The sequence below is a fragment of the Streptomyces puniciscabiei genome, assembly GCF_006715785.1.
In the GTDB taxonomy this organism is placed as follows: domain Bacteria; phylum Actinomycetota; class Actinomycetes; order Streptomycetales; family Streptomycetaceae; genus Streptomyces; species Streptomyces puniciscabiei.
The window spans coordinates 1,866,711-1,882,116 of the sequence record NZ_VFNX01000001.1 but is presented as its reverse complement, the minus strand read 5'-3'; the positions used below and the strand labels follow the sequence as shown (position 1 = coordinate 1,882,116).

At 71.4% G+C, this 15,406-nt stretch carries 16 protein-coding genes; 9 read left to right on the top strand and 7 right to left on the bottom strand.

Going from position 1 to position 15,406, the window contains the following annotated elements; translation table 11 throughout:
* Positions 1–91 precede the first annotated feature (91 nt).
* The 3 genes from FB563_RS08405 (at position 92) to FB563_RS08395 (ending at position 2,469) form a co-directional block, all read left to right on the top strand.
* On the top strand, positions 92–733 hold the full coding sequence (locus FB563_RS08405) for a DUF6758 family protein (RefSeq protein ID WP_055706881.1): 642 nt from the start codon (positions 92–94) through the stop codon (positions 731–733).
* Between the two features lie 208 nt (positions 734–941).
* Positions 942–1,799: a PHP domain-containing protein gene (locus FB563_RS08400; protein WP_055706880.1), complete on the top strand. Its 858-nt coding sequence runs from the start codon at positions 942–944 to the stop codon at positions 1,797–1,799.
* Positions 1,800–1,863: 64 nt separating this feature from the next.
* On the top strand, positions 1,864–2,469 hold the full coding sequence (locus tag FB563_RS08395; RefSeq protein ID WP_055706879.1) for a MarC family protein: 606 nt from the start codon (positions 1,864–1,866) through the stop codon (positions 2,467–2,469).
* Between the two features lie 55 nt (positions 2,470–2,524).
* On the opposite strand, the gene FB563_RS42820 is transcribed toward FB563_RS08395, so the two are convergent.
* Entirely contained in the window at positions 2,525–2,701 is a 177-nt protein-coding gene (locus FB563_RS42820; protein ID WP_159045531.1) for a hypothetical protein, read from the bottom strand.
* A gap of 184 nt (positions 2,702–2,885) precedes the next feature.
* Between FB563_RS42820 and FB563_RS08390 the strand changes: the two genes are divergently transcribed.
* A complete protein-coding gene (locus tag FB563_RS08390) occupies positions 2,886–3,791 on the top strand; it encodes an NYN domain-containing protein (RefSeq protein WP_107100653.1) in 906 nt (301 codons plus the stop codon).
* On the opposite strand, the gene FB563_RS08385 is transcribed toward FB563_RS08390, so the two are convergent.
* Both FB563_RS08385 and FB563_RS08380 read right to left on the bottom strand, forming a co-directional pair.
* Entirely contained in the window at positions 3,788–4,669 is an 882-nt protein-coding gene (locus FB563_RS08385; protein ID WP_079048828.1) for an alpha/beta fold hydrolase, read from the bottom strand. The genes FB563_RS08390 and FB563_RS08385 overlap by 4 nt on opposite strands.
* Positions 4,670–4,776: 107 nt before the next feature.
* On the bottom strand, positions 4,777–7,314 hold the full coding sequence (locus FB563_RS08380) for a DEAD/DEAH box helicase (protein ID WP_079048827.1): 2,538 nt from the start codon (positions 7,312–7,314) through the stop codon (positions 4,777–4,779).
* 405 nt (positions 7,315–7,719) lie between these two features.
* Between FB563_RS08380 and FB563_RS08375 the strand changes: the two genes are divergently transcribed.
* Complete coding sequence (locus FB563_RS08375; RefSeq protein WP_199832851.1) at positions 7,720–8,466, top strand: ferritin-like fold-containing protein; 747 nt, start codon at positions 7,720–7,722, stop codon at positions 8,464–8,466.
* A 126-nt stretch (positions 8,467–8,592) separates the two neighbouring features.
* Here FB563_RS08375 and FB563_RS08370 read toward each other — a convergent pair whose 3' ends face one another.
* The 4 genes from FB563_RS08370 to FB563_RS08355 all read right to left on the bottom strand — a co-directional run bounded on the left by FB563_RS08370 (position 8,593) and on the right by FB563_RS08355 (position 10,415).
* Positions 8,593–8,859 carry a hypothetical protein gene (locus tag FB563_RS08370; RefSeq protein WP_055706877.1) on the bottom strand — a complete coding sequence of 89 codons (267 nt, stop codon included), beginning with the start codon at positions 8,857–8,859 and terminating at the stop codon, positions 8,593–8,595.
* A gap of 170 nt (positions 8,860–9,029) precedes the next feature.
* Positions 9,030–9,257 (bottom strand): DUF3107 domain-containing protein, encoded by a 228-nt coding sequence (locus FB563_RS08365; RefSeq protein WP_055706876.1) that lies wholly within the window; start codon positions 9,255–9,257, stop codon positions 9,030–9,032.
* 134 nt (positions 9,258–9,391) lie between these two features.
* Positions 9,392–10,033, bottom strand: a complete 642-nt coding sequence (locus tag FB563_RS08360) for a TetR/AcrR family transcriptional regulator (RefSeq protein ID WP_055706875.1) — start codon at positions 10,031–10,033, stop codon at positions 9,392–9,394.
* A gap of 157 nt (positions 10,034–10,190) precedes the next feature.
* A complete protein-coding gene (locus tag FB563_RS08355; RefSeq protein ID WP_055706874.1) occupies positions 10,191–10,415 on the bottom strand; it encodes a hypothetical protein in 225 nt (74 codons plus the stop codon).
* Positions 10,416–10,627: 212 nt separating this feature from the next.
* Here FB563_RS08355 and FB563_RS08350 point away from each other — a divergent pair, with 212 nt between their 5' ends.
* From FB563_RS08350 to FB563_RS08340, 4 genes are all read left to right on the top strand, one after another.
* Positions 10,628–11,611 carry an alpha/beta fold hydrolase gene (locus FB563_RS08350; protein WP_055706873.1) on the top strand — a complete coding sequence of 328 codons (984 nt, stop codon included), beginning with the start codon at positions 10,628–10,630 and terminating at the stop codon, positions 11,609–11,611.
* Between the two features lie 238 nt (positions 11,612–11,849).
* Positions 11,850–13,358 (top strand): DUF3152 domain-containing protein, encoded by a 1,509-nt coding sequence (locus tag FB563_RS08345; protein WP_142219049.1) that lies wholly within the window; start codon positions 11,850–11,852, stop codon positions 13,356–13,358.
* 56 nt (positions 13,359–13,414) lie between these two features.
* Complete coding sequence (locus FB563_RS45180) at positions 13,415–13,510, top strand: Ms4533A family Cys-rich leader peptide (protein WP_324615887.1); 96 nt, start codon at positions 13,415–13,417, stop codon at positions 13,508–13,510.
* Positions 13,511–13,687: 177 nt separating this feature from the next.
* Positions 13,688–15,406: an ABC transporter substrate-binding protein gene (locus FB563_RS08340; protein ID WP_055709826.1), complete on the top strand. Its 1,719-nt coding sequence runs from the start codon at positions 13,688–13,690 to the stop codon at positions 15,404–15,406.

Here is a 15,406-nt window from a genome sequence, read left to right as displayed (position 1 = left end):
TAGTTCGCCTAATTATTGTATATTACATTGAGTCTGCCGGACGGGTGATCGTCCTTGACGTGGGCGGGCAGGGGTAGGACCGTGGAGCCCTATGAGGGGCGAACCCAGTTGCCCGAGGTGCGGTGGCCGGGTCAGGGCGCCCGGTCTCTTCGCCGATGCGTGGCAGTGCGATGTGCACGGCACGGTGTATCCGCTGCAGCCCGTGATCCCGCCCAGTGTCGAAGCCCTCGCCGCCGTCGTGCACCGCACGCACGTCCCGTTGTGGATGCCCTGGCCGCTGCCGGTCGGCTGGCTCTTCACGGGGGTGGCCTACGCGGGCGACGACCGCAGCGGTGGCCGCGCGACCGCCGTCGCCTGCTCCGGCCCCGGCCCGCTGGGCGGCCCGGGTGAACTCATCCTGGTGGCCGAGGAACTCGGCGTCGGCCTCGGCGCGCGGTACGCGGGCATCGACGGCCCGGACCCGGGGTCGTACATGAACGTCGAGAAGCCGCCCCAGGCCAAGGTGCTGGCCGGCGGCCGCCCGACCCCGCTCTGGCACGTCTACCGCACCCCCGACGACCGCGCCGTCTTCGCCGGTGAGGCCCTCGGCATGTGGCTGTGGGCGGTGATCTGGCCCGAGCAGGCGGGTCTGCTCATGTACGACGAGCTGGTGCTGACGGATCTGCGGGACGCGGGGGCGGAGCTGGATCTGGTGCCCTGCGGAGCGCTTTCGCCGCGCTTGCTTCGGCCGTAGCGCCCACTGGGGTGCCGGGTTCCGTTTCGTTGGCGGGTGCGGGTGCGGGTGCGGGTGCGGGTGCGTGGGGGCTGGTCGCGCAGTTCCTCGCGCCCCTGCGTCAGCCGCAGTAAAGGGCGCCGGGCGGTTTCAGGTGTGACAGTCGGGGGTCAAAACCCCGCTATCCTTAGGTGTCCCCTTCCGTGACCGTCCCCTGTCTGGAGTCTGCGTGCGTATCGATCTGCACTGTCACTCCACGGCTTCCGACGGTACGGACACCCCGGCCGAGCTGGTGCGCAATGCCGCTGCTGCCGGGCTGGACGTCGTCGCGCTGACCGATCACGACACCACCCGTGGGTACGCCGAGGCGATCGCCGCGCTGCCCGAGGGGCTCACGCTGGTCACCGGGGCGGAGCTGTCCTGCCGGATCGACGGCATCTCGATGCACATGCTGGCCTACCTGTTCGACCCCGAGGAGCCCGCCCTGCTCGCCGAGCGGGAGCTGGTGCGCGACGACCGGGTGCCCCGGGCCAAGGGCATGGTCGCCAAGCTCGACGCGCTGGGTGTGCCGGTCACCTGGGAGCAGGTCGAGCGGATCGCGGCCGGCGGTTCCGTGGGGCGCCCGCACGTGGCGACGGCGCTGGTCGAGCTGGGCGTCGTACCGACGGTGAGCGACGCGTTCACCGAGGAGTGGCTGGCCGACGGCGGGCGGGCGTTCGTGGAGAAGCACGAGACGGACCCCTTCGAGGCGATCCGGCTGGTCAAGAACGCGGGCGGGGTCTGTGTGTTCGCGCACCCGGCCGCCGCCAAGCGTGGCCGGACGGTGCCGGAGTTCCGTATCGCCGAGATGGCCGAGGCCGGTCTGGACGGCATCGAGGTCGATCACATGGACCACGACGCCGACGCGCGCGACCGGCTGCGGGGCCTGGCGAAGGACCTGGATCTGCTGGTCACGGGCTCCTCGGACTACCACGGCAGCCGCAAGACCGTGGCGCTGGGCGCGTACACGACCGACCCCGAGGTGTACGGAGAGATCACGCGGCGGGCGACCGGCGCGTTCCCGGTGCCGGGCACCGGCGGGGCCTGAGGCCGTCAGCGGCCCTTCCGCGCCCCCAGTTCACCCTTTTTCCAGCAAGGCCAGTACTTCCCCCATGTTCGACATCGCCGTCTTCGGCTCTCTGTTCCTGACCCTTTTTGTCATCATGGATCCCCCCGGGATCACCCCGATCTTCCTCGCCCTGACCGCCGGCCGTCCGGCCAAGGTGCAAAGGCGCATGGCCTTCCAGGCCGTGTGCGTGGCGGGCGGGGTCATCGCCACCTTCGGTGTCCTGGGCCACCAGATCCTCGACTACCTGCACGTCTCCGTCCCCGCGCTGATGATCGCGGGTGGCCTGCTGCTTCTGCTGATCGCGCTGGACCTGCTCACCGGCAAGACCGACGAGCCGAAGCAGACGAAGGACGTGAACGTCGCGCTCGTACCGCTGGGCATGCCGCTGCTGGCCGGACCCGGTGCGATCGTGTCCGTGATCCTGGCCGTGCAGCGGGCCGGCAGCGTGGCCACACAGGTCTCGGTGTGGTCCGCGATCCTCGCCATCCATGTCGTGCTGTGGCTGGTGATGCGTTACTCGCTGCTGATCATCCGGGTCATCAAGGACGGCGGCGTCGTGCTGGTGACGCGGCTCGCCGGCATGATGCTCTCCGCGATCGCCGTGCAGCAGATCATCAACGGCGTCACTCAGGTGATCCGGGGGAGCTGAGCCCTCGTCGGCTCGGCTCCCCCGGAAAGCTTGAGTGGCGCTCCGCGCGTGAGCGTTACGAGGCCTGGGTCTCGGCCGGGCGGATCCACAGACGCTGCCCGATGGCGGCGGCCTGCTGAACGATCCGGTTGACGGAGGCGGCGTCCACGACGGTGCTGTCCACGGTGGTGCCGTCGACCTCGTCGAGTCGCATGATCTCGAAGCGCACAGGCTTCTCCCTTCGTCTGGTCATCCTCCTGAGGAGAACTACTCGTGGTGACATGCGGTGTATCCGCTGTCGTACGGAGTCAACGCGCTTCTTGTTACAAACATTCCCTACGCTAAAGAAATTTTTCGAACGACTAATTACCGGTCGGTAAGTATCGGCCGCCGAACCGATCGGGACCGGTTGTGTTCGCAGCGTGACCACCGGGACAATGGAGGCGATGAACGACGACCTGGCGGCCCTGGGCGACCGCATCGACCGCACGAACGAGCTGCTGAAACGCATGCTCGCCGAGGTGGCGAAGACGCCCTCCACCCACGCGATCTTCGTCGACGCGGGCTATCTGTACGCGGCCGCGGGCCGGCTGGTCGCCGGGACCGAGGACCGCCGGGCCTTCGACCTCGACGCCGAGGGCCTGATCGAAGCCCTCATCGACCGGGCACGCCAGGTCTTCGCGGACAGCCGCCTGCTGCGTGTGTACTGGTACGACGGCGCCCGCCGCCGCATCCACACCGCCGAGCAGCAGTCCATCGCCGAACTCCCCGACGTCAAGGTCCGCCTCGGCAACCTCAACGCCAACAACCAGCAGAAGGGCGTCGATTCCCTGATCCGCAGCGACCTCGAATCACTGGCGAGGCACCGCGCGATCAGCGACGCGGCCCTGCTCGGCGGCGACGAGGACCTGGTGTCGGCGGTCGAGGCGGCCCAGGGCTACGGCGCCCGTGTCCACCTGTGGGGCATCGAGGCGCCCGAGGGCCGCAACCAGGCCGAGCCGCTGCTCTGGGAGGTCGACAGCCAGCGCACCCTCGACCTGGAGTTCTTCAAGCCGTACGTCTCCCGCCGCACGGCCGCCGCCTACGACGCCACCGCCGGCACCCGCCCCACCCGCGAGGACGTGCGCTTCGTCGGCGCCCAGATCGCCGCCAAGTGGCTGGCAGCGCGAGGCCGCGAGGCCCTGGTCGAGCTGCTCCCCGGCCACCCCTACCTCCCCGGCTCCGTCGACCAGGACCTGCTGGTCGAGGCCGAGGGCCTGCTCCAGTACTCCCTGCGCGGCCAGGCAGACCTGCGCCGCGCCCTGAGGGACGGCTTCTGGGAGCACCTGCAGACGCAGTACTAGCCCCGCTCGGCCGCGGTGTCCCAGAAGTCGGCGAGCGCGCGGGCCGTGGCGAGGGGCTGGTCGGTGTTGGGGGAGTGCTCGGCGTCATCGATCACCGTGCGCCGGGCGTTCAGCCGTACCGCCATGGCGTCCAGCAGGGGCAGCGGCCAGGTGTCGTCCCGGGCGCCGGACAGGACGTGGAACGGCAGCGGCAGCGCGGCCAGTTCCGCGACCCGGTCCGGCTCCGCGCACAACTGACGCCCGGCCGCGACGAGTTGGGCGGGCTTGGTGCCGAGCCAGCGGCGCCGCAGGTCGTCGCGGTCGTCGAGGCCGCCGTCGAGCACGGGCGTCTCCGTCTCCTCGGGCGTCTCCATCGCCCGCATCGCGTCCCACACCTCGGCCATGGTCATCACCGCGAGCGCGTCCCGCAGCAGCTTCACGCGCTGCTGCTGGGTTTGCGAGATCTGCGCGGGGCCGGAGGCCATGAGGGTGAGCGACCGGAAGGGTGCGTGGTCAAGCAGCACGGCCGCGCGCGAGACCTGCCCGCCGAAGGAGTGCCCCAGCAGATGCACCGGCTCCCCGAGCGCCTCGGTCTGTGCCAGCACGTCCCGCGCCAACTCCTGCTGGGCGTAGGCCGATTCATCGGTCTCGGGCCCGTCCGACTCGTACTGCCCGCGCCCGTCGACGGCCACCGTCCGGTACCCGCGCCGCGCGAGGGGCACGTGCAGCGGATTGAAGTCCTCCTTGCTCCCGGTGAACCCCGGCAGCAACAGCGCCACTCCGCGGGGCTCGACCCCGTCGGCCACGGGAGCGTCGACGACGGCGAACTCCCCGCGCGCGGTCCGCAGCGCGTACGCACGGGCACCGGGAGGCGGGACGAAGGTGGCGGGCCTGCTCATGGGGAGAGGCTATCGGGCCGGGCAGAACGGTGCGGATACGGGGGAAGAAAACGCGACGGCCCGGTCCACCTGGGTGGACCGGGCCGTTTCGCCTGTGACCTGCCGGCTCAGCCTTCGGCCGCCTCGACGGCCGCCGCGGCCTTACGGGTACGGCGGCGCGGCTTTACCTCCGGCTCCTCGGTGGCCTGCGCCGGAATCTCGGCGGCGACCGCCTTGGCGACGGCCTTGCGGGTCCGCCGGACCTTCGGCGCGGCCACCTCGGCGTCCCCGTCCGCCTCGACGACGGCAGCGGCCGTCTTGCGGGTGCGGCGCGGCTTGGCCTCGGCCTCGGGTGCCTCGGTGGTCTCCGGGGCGGCGGCGGCCTTCTTGCGCGTGCGGCGCGGCTTGGCCTCGGCCTCGGGGGCTTCCGTCGCCTCCGGGGCGGTGGCGGCCGTCTTCCGGGTGCGGCGGGGCTTGGTCCCCGTGCCCTCGGCCGTGTCCACGGCGGCCTCGGCCTGCGGGGCCTCGGTCGCAGCGGCCGCCTTCCGGGTGCGGCGCGGCTTGGCCTCGGGGGCTTCCGCCGACTCCGGGGCTTGCGTCGTCTCCGGCGTGGCCGCGGTCTTCTTGCGGGTGCGGCGCGGCTTGGCTTCCGTGGCCTCGGCCGTGTCCACGGCGGCCTCGGCCTGCGGCGCGGCCTCGGCCGTCTCCGGGGCGACGGCGGCCTTCTTGCGGGTGCGGCGCGGCTTGGGCTCCGCCGCCGTGTCCACCGGTGCCGCCTCGGTGACGGCGGCGGCCGTCTTCCGGGTGCGGCGGGGCTTGGCTTCCGTGCCCTCTGCCGTGGCGACGGCCGTCTCGGCGGCGGGCTCGGCCGTCTTGCGGGTACGGCGGCGCGGCTTCGGCTCCAGGGCCTCGACGGGCGCGGCCTCGGCCTGCGGCTCGGTGGCCACAGGGGCCGTCTCCGCCGCCGGCGCGGTGGTCTCGGTCGCGGCCGGCTCCGCAGACCTGCGGGTGCGGCGGCGCGGCTTCTCCGGGGCCTCGGGGGTCTCCAGCCGGGCCGGGCCCGCCGCCGTGTCCACCGACTCGACGGCGGCCTCGGTGGCCGTCACCGGCTGCGCCGGCGCCCCGCCGCGGGTACGGCGACGGCGGCGCAGGGCGCGGGGAGCGCCCGCCTCCTCCGCACCGGTGGCCTCCGCGGCGCCCGGCTCGGCGGCCGGTACCGCGGTGGTCGCGGCGGCGTCGAGCGGTGCTCCGCCACGGGTGCGGCGGCGACGGCGCGGCGTACGGGCCGTACGCTCGCGCTCGGCGGTGCCGGACTCGGGACGCCCCTCACGCTCGCCCCGGCCACCACGGCCGCGGCCGCGTGCGCCACGCCCGCCGGTCTCGCCGAGGTCCTCCAGCTCCTCCGCGTCCAGACCGGCACGGGTCCGCTCCGAGCGCGGCAGGGTGCCCTTGGTGCCCTCGGGGATGCCGAGGTCGGAGAACAGGTGCGGGGACGAGGAGTACGTCTCCACCGGGTCGTTGAAGTCCAGCTCCAGCGCCTTGTTGATCAGCTGCCAGCGCGGGATGTCGTCCCAGTCGACGAACGTGATCGCCGTACCCTTGGCGCCCGCGCGGCCCGTACGGCCGACCCGGTGCAGGTAGGTCTTCTCGTCCTCGGGGGACTGGTAGTTGATGACGTGGGTCACGCCCTCGACGTCGATGCCGCGCGCGGCGACGTCGGTGCAGACCAGGACGTCCACCTTGCCGTTGCGGAAGGCGCGCAGCGCCTGCTCGCGGGCGCCCTGCCCGAGGTCGCCGTGGACCGCGCCGGAGGCGAAGCCGCGGCGCTGGAGCTGCTCGGCGATGTCGGCGGCCGTACGCTTCGTACGGCAGAAGATCATCGCCAGTCCGCGGCCCTCGGCCTGGAGGATGCGGGCGACCATCTCCGGCTTGTCCATGTTGTGCGCGCGGTAGACGAACTGCTTGATGTTCGCGACCGTCGCGCCCTCGTCGTCCGGCGCGGTGGCGCGGATGTGCGTGGGACGGGACATGTACCGGCGCGCGAGGCCGATGACCGCGCCCGGCATGGTCGCCGAGAACAGCATGGTCTGGCGCTTGACCGGCAGCATGTCGATGATCTTCTCGACGTCGGGCAGGAAGCCCAGGTCGAGCATCTCGTCGGCTTCGTCGAGGACCAGGCTCTTGACGTGCTTGAGGTTCAGCTTCTTCTGGCCCGCGAGGTCCAGCAGCCGGCCCGGGGTGCCGACGACCACGTCGACGCCCTTCTTGAGGGCCTCCACCTGGGGCTCGTAGGCCCGGCCGCCGTAGATCGCGACCACGCGTACGTTACGGACCTTGCCCGCCGTCAGCAGGTCGTTGGTGACCTGGGTGCACAGCTCGCGCGTGGGGACGACGACGAGGGCCTGCGGGGCGTCGGTGAGGGCCTCGGGGGCGGCGCGTCCGGCCTCGACGTCGGCAGGGACGGTGACGCGCTCGAGGAGCGGAAGACCGAAGCCCAGCGTCTTGCCGGTGCCGGTCTTGGCCTGGCCGATGACGTCCGTGCCGGAAAGTGCGACGGGGAGCGTCATCTCCTGGATGGGGAAGGGAGTGGTGATGCCGACGGCCTCCAGGGCCTCGGCGGTCTCGGGGAGAATCCCAAGGTCTCGAAACGTCGTAGTCAGGATCATGCCTCTTCTGTGTGCGCGGCGCGAGGCGAGCGCGGGGGTCGTGTGCGACCGTGCCGGGGACGTCGGCTGCCGTACGGGCGAACCACTCGGGCAAGCCGTAAGGCACGGGACCTCTGCCGACGCTCTAGCGCTCGTACCGCTGAGGGTGTCCCTCCGGTCGTCGTACGTACTTCGCCGTACGGCCACGGAGGGCTGTCGGGTCGGAGCCGATCGGGCCACCGACCGGGCATCCTCATGCGTGCGGCCTGTTCGGAGACGTCGAACACCGTCGACGCACTCTGGCAGGCGCATTACCACCATACCCCGGATTCGCGCACATGCGATGGCCGATTTCGTCACGTCATGGTCGTCACACTGATCGACAGGACCCCTCCGGCGCCACGCAAGCGGGCTATTGTGCGCCTCATGACTAGCTCTGACAAGCCCGAGAACGCGTCCGCCGCCTCCGCCGAACCCACCGGTGTCGCCGCCCAGGACTGGGCGCAGGCCTCCGCCGACCCGCAGTACCGCGCCGCCGTCGTGGACCTGCTCGGCGCGCTCGCGTACGGGGAGCTGGCGGCGTTCGAGCGGCTCGCCGAGGACGCGAAGCTGGCGCCGACCCTCGCGGACAAGGCGGAGCTGGCGAAGATGGCCTCGGCCGAGTTCCACCACTTCGAGCGGCTGCGGGACCGGCTGACCGAGATCGGCGAGGAGCCGACGGCGGCCATGGACCCGTTCGTCGCCGCGCTCGACGGCTTCCACAAGCAGACCGCGCCCTCGGACTGGCTGGAGGGCCTGGTCAAGGCGTACGTCGGCGACTCGATCGCGAGCGACTTCTACCGGGAGGTCGCGGCCCGCCTCGACTCCGACACCCGCGAGCTCGTCCTGGCCGTCCTCGACGACACCGGGCACGCCGGGTTCGCGGTGGAGAAGGTGCGGGCCGCGATCGACGCCGACCCGCGCGTGGGCGGCCGGCTGGCGCTGTGGGCGCGGCGGCTGATGGGGGAGGCGCTGTCGCAGTCGCAGCGGGTGGTCGCCGACCGGGACGCGCTGTCGACGATGCTCGTGGGCGGGGTTGCCGACGGGTTCGATCTCGCGGAGGTCGGGAAGATGTTCTCGCGGATCACCGAGGCGCACACCAAGCGGATGGCCGCGCTGGGCCTCGCGGCCTGAGAGCCGGGTGCGCTCTGTGGGGTGGGTGCGGTGAGTTGCGCGGCCGCGGGCGCGTTGTGGTTGCTCGCGCAGTTCCCCGCGCCCTTCGGGGCGCTGCCCCCTGCGCCCGCTGCAAAGGCGCCGTTGCTACGCCGTCGCTGATCGGCGCAACCTGCCTGCGGGGCGCAGGAGCAGGGACAGGGACGCCGCCGAGATGATCGCGGCGCCCAGGAGGCTCAGCCAGGCGGCGCCGGGGCCGAGGGCGGTGTGGGTGACGAAGTCGCCGAAGAGGGCGCCGGCGATGCCCGTGGACAGGACCAGCGGGCGGGACGGCAGACGGTGGGACAGGCGGTACGCCGCCGCGCAGGCGAGGACGAGACCGAGCACAGCGGAGCCGAGCGCTTCCAGGATCATCAGCGGGTCCCTCCCACGGCACGTCTGCCTTGACGGTCGTAGCCCGTCATACCCGTGACCTGCGGAGTGCAATCCTCCGCTGTGGAGGAGCTGTGGGCCGGCCGTGTGCATCGCTCATACGGAAGGGCCCGGCGGCTCGCGGCCGCCGGGCCCTTGTGCATGACGTCCGCCTACAGCGCGCCGAAGCCCACCTTGCGCACGGTCGGCTCGCCGATGTCCACGTACGCGAGGCGGTCGGTCGGGACCAGAACCTTGCGGCCCTTCTCATCCTGAAGGCTCAGCAGCCCCGTCTTCCCGGCCAGCGCCTCGGCCACCACGCGCTCGACCTCCTCGACGCTCTGACCGCTCTCCAGAACGATCTCGCGGGGCGCGTGCTGCACGCCGATCTTGACCTCCACGGCTATGTCCCTCCGACGGTCAGTGATGTGCGCGATCTTCCGCGCCGTACCCAGCACACATTAGTCCGGTAAGGGGACCTGCACGCTCCGGGCCGGAACGCCGTCAGCGAACAGCGGACGGGAACAAACGGCCGTCAGTGGTGTTCGCTGCCGTGCAGCGGGAAGCCCGCGATGCCCCGCCAGGCCAGTGAGGTGAGCAGCTGCACCGCCTGGTCGCGCGGCACGCTGCGGTCGCTGTGCAGCCAGGAGCGGGCCACCACCTGGGCGAGACCGCCGAGACCGGAGGCGAGCAGCATCGACTCCGCGCGCGACAGGCCCGTGTCCTCCGCGATGACGTCGCAGATCGCCTCGGCGCAGTCGTTGGTGACCTTGTCGACGCGCTCGCGCACCGCGGGCTCGTTCGTCAGGTCCGACTCGAAGACCAGCCGGAAGGCGCCGCCGTCGTCCTCGACGTAGGCGAAATAGGCGTCCATGGTGGCGCGGACGCGCTGCTTGTTGTCGGTCGTCGAGGCGAGTGCGCCCCGCACCGCCTGGATCAGCGACTCGCAGTGCTGGTCCAGCAGGGCGAGGTAGAGGTCGAGCTTGCCGGGAAAGTGCTGGTAGAGCACCGGCTTGCTCACGCCGGCCCGCTCGGCGATGTCGTCCATCGCCGCCGCGTGGTACCCCTGCGCGACGAAGACCTCCTGGGCGGCGCCCAGCAGCTGGTTCCGTCGAGCTCGGCGCGGCAGACGGGTGCCACGCGGGCGTGCCGCCTCAGTTTGCTCGATGGCTGTCACGCCGCCTCCCAAAGTCGTCCATTTCGCGGTGTCGGCCGCGCGGCCATCGTACTTTTCGGTAACCGTGGTGTGCGCGCTGCGAGCGCAGAATTTCACGTACCGGACGGCGGCGGAAGCCGCAGTGGGCTCCTCGTGCGGTCGCGGGAGTCCGGGGAGGTCAGCGGTAGTCGTCCTCGTCGAGCGAGACGACACGCGCCTGTTCGACCAGATCGGCCTCGTTCGCGCCGTCCGGATCCTTGCCCGTCAGGGGGTCGTCGCGGTCCGGCGCGATGTCGTGGTGCTGCTCGGCGGCGTCCACCTCGGGGGCTTCGACGTCGATCTCCTCGGCCGTTTCGGCCTCCAGGTCCTCGATCGTGTCGGGCTCGATGGGGTCATAGGCCATGGTGGGCTCCCTTCCTACGAACGTCCCTGGAAACAGCAGGGGGCCACATACGGGTGCCCTTTCTACGAGCCTAGGAGACAGCAGATCCGGACGCCATGCCGTCGCGCCCGTTCGTAGCGGGCCGGTCCGGTTCCGGTTCACCCGTCACTCGCGGCCCACTCTGTGACGGCGAACACATGAACCCCGACGTGATCACCTCGTAACATTGCCGCATGTCTTCGACCGAGTCGCCGTCCGTGCCGGCCGCCAGTGTGCTTCCGAGAGTGGCGCCCGTCCGGGTCGGCGAGGGCGAGCGGCTGCGGTCCGTGGGACTGCCCGGAGTCACCCTGTCGGTCCGCTCCCGCCGCCCCGCGCGCGAGGGCCTGCCGCCCGCGCTGTACGTCCACGGGCTCGGCGGTTCCTCGCAGAACTGGTCGTCGCTGATGGCCGAGCTGGACGGCGTCGTGGACAGTGAGGCGGTCGACCTGCCGGGCTTCGGCGACTCCCCGCCCCCGGACGACGGGAACTACTCCGTCACCGGGCACGCGCGCGCGGTGATCCGCTATCTCGACGCGGCCGGCCGCGGCCCGGTCCACCTGTTCGGCAACTCGCTCGGCGGGGCGGTCACCACGCGCGTGGCCGCCGTACGCCCCGACCTGGTCCGTACGCTCACGCTCGTGTCGCCGGCCCTGCCGGAGCTGCGCATCCAGCGCACCGCGGCGCCGACCGCGCTGCTCGGCGTGCCCGGTGTCGCCGCCCTGTTCACCCGGTTCACCAAGCAGTGGACGGCCGAGCAGCGGGTGCGCGGTGTCCTGGCGCTCTGCTACGGCGACCCGGGGCGGGTGTCGCCCGAGGCGTTCCAGCACGCCGTGGAGGAGCTGGAACGGCGGCTGCAGCTGCCGTACTTCTGGGACGCGATGGCCCGCTCCGCGCGCGGGATCGTCAACGCCTACACGCTCGGTGGACAGCACGGGCTGTGGCGCCAGGCCGAGCGCGTGCTCGCGCCGACCCTGCTGATCTACGGCGGCCGTGACCAGCTGGTCGGCTTCCGCATGGCCCGCCGGGCCGCCCGCGCCTTCCGCGACTCGCGCCTGCTGTCCCTGCCGGACGCCGGGCACGTCGCGATGATGGAGTACCCGAACGTGGTGGCCACGGCGTTCCGGGAGCTCCTCGCGGAGACCGAGGACGCCGGCACCGACTCGGGCACGGGGAGCTGAGGCCTGCGTGGGACGCCACAGCCGCCGCGGCCCGGCCGCCAAGGCCGACTCCGCGGACATAGCCGCCACCAGGCGGACGCGCGGTGCCCGGGACGAGCAGCCGCTGCTGCCCGGGCAACGACAGGCGTCGACGAACGGGACCGGTACCGGCGCCGGTACCGCCGGGGCCCCGCCGCGCGGCTCGCACCGACCGCCGACGTTCCCTTCGGGCACCCCCGCGCCGGGCGCGCCGCGTGTCATGGACGGTACCCCCGCGCCTGGTGCGCCGCGTTTCGCGGACGGCACCCCCGCGCGCGGCGTGCCCCGTCTGCCCGACGGCACGCCGGCACATGGTTTTCCCAGGCTTCCCGAGGGCACGCCCGTGCGGGGGGTGCCGCGTCTGCCTGATGGCACGCCCGCGCATGGTGTACCGAGCTTTCCTGGTGGCACGCCGGCCCAGGGTGTTCCGCGTTTCGGCGAGGGAACCCCGGCGCGTGGTGTGCCGCGTCTGCCCGACGGCACGCCCGCCCGTGGTTTCCCGCGGCTTCCCGATGGCACTCCCGGGCACGGTGCGCCGCGGCTTCCGGACGGCACGCCCGCGCACGGTACCCCCCGTTTCCATGACGGCGCTTCTGCTCGTGGTGGGCATCCCGAGCAGCGGGAAGCCGGCGGGGGTTGGGGGGAGTTCGCGGGGGCGGCCGGTCCGGGGGCGGTGCTTCCGCGGCAGCGGCCGGCCGGGCCCAGGGCCGGTTCCGGGCCCCGGCAGGAGTACCTCGACGCCTTCGCCGACGGGCGGGCCGGCGGCGTCGGTCTCGACGACGACATCGACGTCTTCGCGCCCCGCCCGGGAACGCCCCACCCCGCCGAGGAACACCCGGCCGACGCGCCGGAGGCGGACGCGCCGGAGGTGGACGCCGGCGACGCGCCCCCGGCCGGTCCGCCCGGGCCGCGCTCCGCCGGTCTGCCCGCGCAGCGCTTCGGCGGCAAGGGGCGGGCCTTCACCGGGATCGCGGCGGCCGCCGTCACCACCGTGCTCGCGGTGGTCGTCGCCGGCCAGGTGACCGCATCGCAGCACGACGGCGGACACTCGGGCTCCGCCACCGACCAGGCCCGGGACGCGCGCACCCCCGGCGGGCAGACCCCGTCCGCCTCGCCCGGCACGGTCACGCTGTCGTACGAGCAGAAGATGGACCGGAAGTACCCGCTGAGCTCCACGTTCAAGGGGTCGGGGAAGTTCGACGTCGTGCCCGGTTTCGCCAAGGCACCCGGCACCGGCCAGAAGTACACCTACCGGGTGGACGTCGAGCAGGGGCTCGGCCTGGACGGCGAGCTGTTCGCCGAGGCCGTGCAGAAGACCCTGAACGACGACCGCAGCTGGGCCCACGGCGGTGCCCGTACCTTCGAGCGGATCTCCTCCGGCAAGCCCGACTTCGTGATCACGCTGGCGAGCCCCGGTACGACCGCCCAGTGGTGCGCCAAGTCCGGGCTCGACACCACGGAGGACAACGTCTCCTGCGACTCCGCCGCCACCGAACGAGTGATGATCAATGCATACAGGTGGGCTCAGGGCAGCAAGACATACGTGGACAAGATCCACGCCTACCGGCAGATGCTGATCAACCATGAGGTCGGTCACCGGCTCGGCCACGGCCATGTGACGTGCCAGAAGAACGGCGAACTCGCCCCCGTCATGCAGCAGCAGACCAAGTTCCTCGACCATGACGGAATCCACTGCCTGCCCAACCCCTGGCCCTATCCCAGGAGTTGACGGGCGCCGCTTATGTCACATTGACATGAGCCGTAACTTCGTTCATATTTCTGCGCATGTGGTCTAGTCATGCCGTCCGTGAGAGCGCAGCCATAGAGCTGGCGCTCATCGGCGTGACCGCACTCTGCGTGGCCGACATCCACTGTCGCTGACGCCGCCTCCCTGGCGTTCGCGTCGCGATTCTTCCTTCTTTCCTTCCGCCGTGCTCCATCCGTGACCGTGTCGCGGACGCACGGGTTTTTCGACGACCCGACGCCGAGGCCGACGTCTGCCCGCAATCGTCTCACTCCTCGTCCATCAGTCTCAGTATTCGAGAGGTCGTCATTCCGATGCGTCAATCGTCCGTCATAGCGCGCCGCGTGGCAGCGGCATCCGTCAGCCTGGTCGTGGCAGCGGGCGCCGCCGCCTGCGGTCCGAAGGACAACGATGCCAAGGGCTCCGGTGGCGACTCCGCGCCCCACAAGGGCGGCACCCTCACGGTGCTGAATTCCCAGCCGCAGACCGACTTCGACCCCGCCCGCCTCTACACCTCCGGCGGCGGAAACGTCCCTTCGCTGGTCTTCCGCACCCTCACCACCCGCAACCGCGCGAACGGCGCGGCCGGCGCCAAGGTCGTCCCCGACCTCGCCACCGACACCGGGCGCCCCAGCAAGGACGCGACGGTGTGGACGTACACCTTGAAGAAGGGGCTCAAGTACGAGGACGGCACGCCGATCACCTCGGCCGACATCAAGTACGGCATCGAGCGCTCCTTCGCCCCGGAACTCTCCGGCGGCGCGCCCTACTTGAGGGACTGGCTGGTCGGCGCGGCCGACTACCAGGGGCCCTACAAGGACAAGAAGGGGCTCTCGGCGATCGAGACGCCCGACGCGCGGACCATCGTCTTCCATCTGAACAAGCCCGAGGGCGAGTTCCCGTACCTCGCCACGCAGACGCAGTTCGCCCCGGTGCCCAAGAGCAAGGACAAGGGCACCAAGTACGAGGAGCACCCGGTCTCGTCCGGCCCCTACCGGGTCGCCAGGAACGAGAACGACGGCGAGCACCTGGTCCTCGAACGCAACACGTACTGGTCGACGGCTGTCGACGACCAGCGCAAGGCCTACCCGGACACCATCGACGTCCGCTCCGGTCTCGACTCCTCGGTGATCAACCAGCGGCTGTCCGCGTCCCAGGGTGCGGACGCCGCGGCGGTGACCACGGACACCAACCTCGGCCCGGCCGAGCTCGCCAAGGTGAGCGGCGACAAGGAGCTGGCCGCGCGCGTGGGCACCGGGCACTTCGGCTACACGAACTACATCGCGTTCAACCCGACCGTGAAGCCGTTCGACAACCCGAAGGTGCGTGAGGCCATCGCCTACGCCGTCGACCGGTCCTCGGTGGTCAACGCGGCCGGTGGCAGCGCGCTCGCCGAGCCCGCCACCACCTTCCTGCCCGACCAGAAGTCCTTCGGCTACACGCCGTACGACCCGTTCCCGGCCGGCGCGTCCGGCAACCCGGCCAAGGCCAAGGAACTGCTCGCCCAGGCCGGTTACCACAACGGGCTCACGGTGACGCTGACCCACTCCAACGCCAAGGACTTCGAGACCAGCCCGGAGATCGCGACCGCCGTCCAGGACGCGCTCAAGAAGGCCGGCATCACGGTCAAGCTGCAGGGCCTGGAGGACAACGACTACCGGGACAAGATCCACGGCGTGAAGACCGAGCCCGGTTTCTTCCTCGCCCACTGGGGTGCCGACTGGCCGTCCGGCGGTCCGTTCCTGGCCCCGATCTTCGACGGCCGGCAGATCGTCAAGGACGGCGCGAACTTCAACACGGGCCTGCTCAATGACAAGTCGGTCAATGACGAGATTGACGCGATCAACAAGTTGACCGACCTTGATGCGGCCGCCAAGCGCTGGGGTGCACTGGACAAGAAGATCGGCGAGAAGGCCCTCGTCGTGCCGCTGTTCCACCCGGTCTACAAGCGTCTGTACGGCAAGGACGTCAGGAACATCGTCATCAGCGACTGGACCGGCGTGCTGGACATCTCCCAGGTCGCGGTGAAGTAG